The sequence below is a fragment of the Protofrankia sp. Cr1 genome, assembly GCF_963555865.1.
Taxonomy (GTDB): domain Bacteria; phylum Actinomycetota; class Actinomycetes; order Frankiales; family Frankiaceae; genus Protofrankia.
The window spans coordinates 2,452-7,603 of sequence record NZ_CAUVXO010000112.1 but is presented as its reverse complement, the minus strand read 5'-3'; the positions used below and the strand labels follow the sequence as shown (position 1 = coordinate 7,603).

At 70.1% G+C, this 5,152-nt stretch carries 5 protein-coding genes and 1 pseudogene; 2 read left to right on the top strand and 4 right to left on the bottom strand.

The window, feature by feature from the left end; translation table 11 throughout:
* Positions 1–39 precede the first annotated feature (39 nt).
* The 3 genes from otsB to U9980_RS11595 all read right to left on the bottom strand — a co-directional run bounded on the left by otsB (position 40) and on the right by U9980_RS11595 (position 1,937).
* The gene (gene otsB / locus U9980_RS11605; RefSeq protein ID WP_322767919.1) at positions 40–891 is read right to left on the bottom strand and encodes a trehalose-phosphatase; all 852 of its coding nucleotides are present in this window, start codon (positions 889–891) and stop codon (positions 40–42) included.
* Positions 892–953: 62 nt separating this feature from the next.
* On the bottom strand, positions 954–1,622 hold the full coding sequence (locus U9980_RS11600; RefSeq protein WP_322767918.1) for a LytR C-terminal domain-containing protein: 669 nt from the start codon (positions 1,620–1,622) through the stop codon (positions 954–956).
* A 9-nt stretch (positions 1,623–1,631) separates the two neighbouring features.
* A complete protein-coding gene (locus U9980_RS11595) occupies positions 1,632–1,937 on the bottom strand; it encodes a DUF3263 domain-containing protein (RefSeq protein ID WP_416210238.1) in 306 nt (101 codons plus the stop codon).
* Positions 1,938–2,297: 360 nt separating this feature from the next.
* On the opposite strand from U9980_RS11595, the gene U9980_RS11590 reads away from it, so the two are divergent.
* Positions 2,298–2,723, top strand: coding sequence for an RNHCP domain-containing protein (locus U9980_RS11590; protein ID WP_322749211.1), 426 nt, complete (start codon positions 2,298–2,300; stop codon positions 2,721–2,723).
* On the opposite strand, the gene U9980_RS11585 is transcribed toward U9980_RS11590, so the two are convergent.
* Positions 2,668–3,921: a Glu/Leu/Phe/Val dehydrogenase gene (locus tag U9980_RS11585; protein ID WP_322767916.1), complete on the bottom strand. Its 1,254-nt coding sequence runs from the start codon at positions 3,919–3,921 to the stop codon at positions 2,668–2,670. The two genes, U9980_RS11590 and U9980_RS11585, sit on opposite strands and share 56 nt — an antisense overlap.
* 558 nt (positions 3,922–4,479) lie before the next feature.
* Between U9980_RS11585 and U9980_RS11580 the strand changes: the two are divergent.
* Positions 4,480–5,152: pseudogene (locus U9980_RS11580) on the top strand (hypothetical protein); the annotation flags it as partial.

The window sequence follows — 5,152 nt, the reverse complement described above, 5'->3', positions numbered from 1 at the left end:
GCTCGCCTGAAGGTGCTCGCTCGACGACCGGGAAACGCTTCAGGAGAGGCGGTCGGAGAGAAGGCGCAGCAGCGCGACCACCCCCTCCGGACCCGGAACGACGAGATCTGCCTGTTCCCGCAGCTGAGCTGGAACCTCCGGGCCGTCGCTGCACACGGTCAGACCCGGCACCCCGGTAGCCCGCAGCTGGTCGACAGCGTCGAAAGCCGGCAGGTCGCCGACGTCGTCACCGGCGAACAGGACCGACCGGGCACCCAGTTCCGCCGCCCGGTCGCGTAGCGTCCGCCCCTTGTCATGGCCGGGCGGACGCAGTTCCAGTACCCGTTTGCCGGGCGCCGCCTCGAGCCCGTGGTCTGCGGCGAGGCTGGTCAACGCGGGCGTGAGAGCCGCCAGGGAGGCTTCCGGGTCGGAGGTGCGACGCACATGTACGACGAGCGCGTGCTTCTTGTCCTCGACCACGGTGCCGGCGGGCGCGTCCTCAAGCAGCCGTGGCAGGGCGGCCCTGACCGCCGCGACCCCGGGCAGCGGCTCGGGGCTCGTGATCCGGTTGGTGACGCCGTCCCACCGTTGCAGCCCGTACTGGCCGAGGATGACCATCGACTCGAGCCCCGGCTGTTCAGTGAAGCGGGCGAGGGCGAGCAGGGCTTCGACCGGCCGCCCGGTGATGATGGTGACCGATCCGACCTGCTGGGCTATCCGCGCCAGCGCGGCCAGGGCGCCTGGCGCCGGAACGGCGTCCGATGGGCGGGCGACGATCGGTGCGAGCGTGCCATCGTAGTCCAGGGAGATCAGCGCGCGGCGCGGGTCGGTGAGTAGGGTCGCGAGCCCAGCGCCGCCGGCCAGTGTCCGCGGCGCTGTGGCGATCGGGCCAGAACCGGGCGTGGAAGTCATCAGGTCAGGTCCGTCACTTGTTCTCTCAGGGCCGCCAGCCAGGGCCGCGCGGCCGTTGGCGGTCAGGGCGCGGTTGGCGAAAAAGCCTTGGTTACGACGAGGATGAGCGGCTCGTCCGCGACGAAGCTCTTGGTTTTCGGCTTCGCCTGCTTCACGTCCGGGATCAGGTCCAGCACGGTCTGAGCCGCATCCTGGTGTCCCTCGTCGTAGAACACGGTCGGCTCCGGGACGTCGTACGCCGACTGGTAGTTGCCGGTCCGTGCCACAGTGAAGCCCGCGGCTTCCAGCCGCGCCCGGGCGGAATCGGCAAGCCCCGGGATCTTGGAATTGTTGAGGATCACGATCGGAATGAAGACGTGCTTGGGCGCGGCGGCCGGGGCGGGTGCCGCGGCTGCCGGCGGTTGGGACGTGACCCTGGGAGACGGCGAGGTAACCGCCGCGGATGGATGCGAGGTTGCCGGCCTGGCTGCCGCCGCTGCGGCGGAAGCGGCGGCTGTCGGCGACGCGCCCGCCGCCGGGGCGTGTGCCGATGCCGAGGCGGCTGCCGCAGCGGCAGCGGCAGTCGCGGCAGATTTGTCCGCGGACGGGTCGTTCACCAGATTGACCACGAGAATGCAGCCGAGCACGGCGAGCACGGCGATGCTGCCGGCCGCGATGGCGTGCAGTCGATCACCGGGACGCAGCCGGGGCGGCCGGGGCGGGCTGGGCGACGTGACGGTGGTATCGGTCATGGCGGGCGCTCACATCTCAGCCGGGTCGAGTCGGGCGGTGCCGCCGGCGCGTGCCCGTCGGCGTGTCGCCCGCAACCGGCGTAGCCGCTTGACCAGCATGGGGTCGGCGACGAGGGCTGCGGGGGAGTCGATCAGAGCGTTCAGTATCTGGTAGTAGCGGGTTGCTGAGATTGTGAACTCGGCGTGGATCGCGGTCTCCTTGGCGCCCGCATAACGCCACCAGTGCCGCTCGAACTCCAGGATCTGGCGCTGGCGATCGCTCAAAGCATCCACTGTGTCGCGCTTGGTATCCGTCTGTGCGGCGCGCGCGGACACCGGGGAGTCGACGGAGCCCCGTGGCTCGGCGGCCGGTACCTCGATGGGATGTGGCGGCGGGCCGAGGGTCTCGGACTCCGGTGCCAGGACGTGGGCGACTGCCACGGCGATGGCCTCCTCCAGACGGGACGGGATCCGCGAATCACAGGGCTGTGGTTCGCCGCCCACTATTTCAGAGGATGGGTCCGACAACTTCGGCCGAGGCGGGCGACACGCGGGATCACTTCTGGTGGATGTGGCCTGGTCTGGCCGTGCCATGACGAAGATCACTCATTGAGCATTTCGGACAACGGTCGTGAGCGCACCCCAGCCCCGCGACGCCGCGTCCCCTATGGCCGGTAGCTCTAATACTGTCGGCAGGTGACCCGTCGCTTCGTCCGCACCACCGAGGATTTCCAGTGCCTCGCCTGTGGGACACCGGTCCACGGTGACGGTTACACCAACCACTGTCCGTGCTGCCTGTGGTCCCGTCATGTGGACGTCAACCCCGGTGATCGAGCGGCGCAGTGTGGCGGCCCGATGCGCCCGGTTGCGGTGGAGGCCCGTCCCCATGACACCGTCCTGACGCACCGCTGCGAGACATGTGGGCACGAGCGCAGGAACAGGACGGCTCCGGCGGACGACATGGAGACGATCATCAAGGTGTCGGCGGCGGGCGCCGCCGAGTTCGGCCCGTCCGCCCCGCCTCGCGGCCGTGGCGAGCTCGGCGGGGGGCTCGGGGACGGTGGCGTCAGGGGTAGAGGCCGCGGGTCCGGTGCGCGTCGGCGACCCGGGCGACCCCGATGATGTGCGCGGCGGCGCGCAGGCTCACGCCACGCTCGGTGGCCAGCGCTGAAACCTCCCCGTAGGCGCGTTTCATGATGTCGCACAGCCGGTCGTTGACCTGGTCCTCCGTCCAGAAGTAGGCCTGGATGTCCTGTACCCATTCGAAGTAGGAGACGGCGACGCCGCCGCCGTTGGCGAGGATGTCCGGGACGACCACGACCCCGTTTCCGTCGAGGATCGGATCGGCGTCCGCGGATATCGGGCCGTTCGCACCTTCGACGATCATCCGCGCCTTGATCCGATCGGCGTTCGTCGCGGTGATGACCCCTTCCAGCGCCGCGGGCACCAACAGGTCGACGTCGAGCTCCAGCAGCTCGGCGTTGGTGATCGTGTCGGTTCCGGGGTGCCCGACGACGGTGTCGCTGCCGCGCTGGACCCGGCGGAGCAGGGCGGCCGGATTGAGCCCCTGCGGGTTGTAGACGCCACCCTTGACGTCGGAGACCGCGACGATCCGAGCGCCGGCGTCGTGGAGGTACTGCGCGGCGAGTGCGCCGACCTTGCCGAATCCCTGGACGGCGACGGTGACGTCGTAGGGGTCGAGGCCGTGTTCGGCCAGCGCCGCGAAGGCCGACAGCTGTACACCCCGGCTCGTCGCCCCGGCCCGCCCGGCCGATCCGCCGATCGACAACGGCTTGCCGGTGACGACTCCGGGTGCGGTGTAGCCGGTGTGCGTCGAGTAGGTGTCCATGATCCATGCCATGGTCTGTTCGTCGGTACCCACGTCCGGGGCGGGAATGTCCTTTTCTGGTCCGATGAGCGGGACGAGCTCGGCCGCGTAACGGCGGGTCATCCGCTCCCGCTCGGAGAGGGAGAGCAGGTGCGGGTCGACGGCGATACCGCCCTTGGCGCCGCCGTAGGGGATACCCATCAACGCGCACTTCCACGTCATCCACATGGCCAGGGCCTTGACCTCGTCAAGGTCGGTGGACGGGTGGAAGCGGATGCCGCCCTTGGCGGGTCCACGGGCCAGGTTGTGCTGGACCCGGTAGCCCGAAAGGACGAGCAGGTGCCCGTCGTCACGCATCAGCGGGACACTCACAGTGATCGCTCGACGCGGCATCCGGAGCAGATCGTGGAGGCCGTCATCAAGGCCGAGGTGGCGGACGGCGTTCTCCAGCTGGATCCGTGCCGTGTCCCACGCCGATGGAGATCCGAGCATTCAGACACCTCCTTGTGTTGTACGCGGTCCCCGTTGACCGCGCAGTGCGCAGTGCGCCGGGCGGCCGGCGCTGGGCGTGTGCCGGCCGGGCGTGCGCCGCGCTGACGGTGTCGCGGGTCGCGGGTCGCGAGGCTGCCTCTGCACGCTCGTCGGTGACCGGGTGTCAGGACGCAAGGGTAGATCATGGCCCGGATGGTCACCACCAGTTGTCAGCCTGATCGCTGGGACGATCCGGGAGGCGGTCGCACACATGCACCGCTATATCACGCAGAGTACTCGGGTGCTGAACGATGTGTCGCGGCAGGGTTGACCGAAGTCTCCCTTGCCTGGATGGCCGAAAGCCTACCGGGGCCGATGAAGCACCCGGAGGGCCGTCCGGGCCGTGGGCCGTGGTCAACCACTGGCCAGGGGTCCCCGTGCCACGCCGAAGCCGTTGCACGGGGGAGGCCCGCTACCGTCCTGATCGTGCGGACGGTTGACATCCGCCCCACAAGGGCGGCACGGCGACGGTCTGGTCGGCGTGTGGGGAGCGGGTCTGTGGACTGCCGCCGACGCTGGGTGGACCGCGTTCGCCAGTGGCTCGAGCCGTGGACAGGCCGGCGGATCTGGGCGTTTTGGCTGGTCACCCGAGTAGCGCTGGTGGTGTTGGCCATCACGGCGAAGGTCCTGGGTGCCCAGCATGGTGTGCTGGGCGACGTCCGGCTCTACGACCAGTGGGGAGGTGGCCTGCTCCACGGTCGGGGCCTGCCTGTCGGCGACGACCGTTGGCAGTATCCCCCGGCTGCCGCCATCGTGTTGGTCGTCCCATCCGTGCTGGAGGCCGCGACCGGATTTCCCTACGACGTCGGGTTCTTCCTGCTGATTCTCGCGGCGGACGCCGCGATCACCGCCATACTTGCCCGCCGTTCGGTGTCCGCGGCCCGGTTCTGGCTGGTCGGGATCTGTGCCCTTGGACCGGTGTCGGTGGCACGGTTCGACATGGTGCCGGCGGTGCTCGCCGTGGTCGCCGTCGCGGGGCTCGGCGGGCCAGCTGCGCCCGGACTGACGGCGAGCGGACTGACGGCGAGCGGGCCGGCGGCGAGCGGGCCGAACCAGCACAGCGGCGGACGTTGGGGGCGAGTCGGTCTGGCGGTCGGTCTCGGGACCGCTGTGAAGGTGTGGCCGGTGTTGTTGCTGCTCGCGTTGGGCGGGCCCGGTTCGGGCATCCGTTGGGCCGGGCGGCTGCGTGGGC